At 51.3% G+C, this 1,350-nt stretch carries 1 rRNA gene; it reads left to right on the top strand.

Going from position 1 to position 1,350, the window contains the following annotated elements:
• Positions 1 to 21: 21 nt before the first annotated feature.
• Positions 22 to 1,350: ribosomal RNA gene (locus tag R2B72_RS18480) — 23S ribosomal RNA — on the top strand; the annotation flags it as partial.

Raw genomic sequence — 1,350 nt, 5'->3', positions numbered from 1 at the left:
TTAAGCGGATTGAACCCAAAAGGTTAAGTTAGAAAGGGCGCATGGCGGATGCCTTGGCACTAGGAGCCTAAGAAGGACGGCACTAACACCGATATGCTCCGGGGAGCTGTAAGTAAGCTTTGATCCGGAGATTTCCGAATGGGGAAACCCACTGTCCATAATGGGACAGTACGTTTACGTGAATACATAGCGTAAACGAGGCAGACCCGGAGAACTGAAACATCTAAGTATCCGGAGGAAGAGAAAGAAACATCGATTCCCTGAGTAGCGGCGAGCGAAACGGGAAAAGCCCAAACCAGGAAGCTTGCTTCCTGGGGTTGTAGGACACTCTATACGGAGTTACAAAGGAATGGATTAGGCGAAGCGACCTGGAAAGGTCCGCCGTAGCGGGTAAAAGCCCCGTAGTCGAAAGTCCATTCTCTCCAGAGTGTATCCTGAGTACGGCGGAACACGTGAAATTCCGTCGGAATCCGGGAGGACCATCTCCCAAGGCTAAATACTCCCTAGTGACCGATAGTGAACCAGTACCGTGAGGGAAAGGTGAAAAGCACCCCGGAAGGGGAGTGAAATAGATCCTGAAACCATGTGCCTACAAGTTGTCAGAGCCCGTTAATGGGTGATGGCGTGCCTTTTGTAGAATGAACCGGCGAGTTACGATTCCATGCAAGGTTAAGCAGTGAATGCGGAGCCGCAGCGAAAGCGAGTCTGAATAGGGCGAATGAGTATGGGGTCGTAGACCCGAAACCAGGTGATCTACCCATGTCCAGGGTGAAGGTAAGGTAACACTTACTGGAGGCCCGAACCCACGTACGTTGAAAAGTGCGGGGATGAGGTGTGGGTAGCGGTGAAATTCCAATCGAACCTGGAGATAGCTGGTTCTCTCCGAAATAGCTTTAGGGCTAGCCTCAAACTTAAGAATCTCGGAGGTAGAGCACTGTTTGGACTAGGGGCCCATCCCGGGTTACCGAATTCAGACAAACTCCGAATGCCGATGATTTATGTTTGGGAGTCAGACTGCGGGTGATAAGATCCGTAGTCGAGAGGGAAACAGCCCAGACCACCAGTTAAGGTCCCCAAGTATTCGTTAAGTGGAAAAGGATGTGGCGTTGCCCAGACAACCAGGATGTTGGCTTAGAAGCAGCCATCATTTAAAGAGTGCGTAATAGCTCACTGGTCGAGTGGCGCTGCGCCGAAAATGTACCGGGGCTAAACGAATCACCGAAACTGTGGATTGACACCTTTGGTGTCAGTGGTAGGAGAGCGTTCCAAGGGCGTTGAAGCTAGACCGTAAGGACTGGTGGAGCGCTTGGAAGTGAGAATGCCGGTATGAGTAGCGAAAGAAGGGTGAGA

This window comes from Sporosarcina sp. YIM B06819 (assembly GCF_033485175.1).
Lineage (GTDB): Bacteria > Bacillota > Bacilli > Bacillales_A > Planococcaceae > Sporosarcina.
Note: the sequence above shows the minus strand (reverse complement) of the source record. Positions and strands in the feature narration are given on the sequence as shown.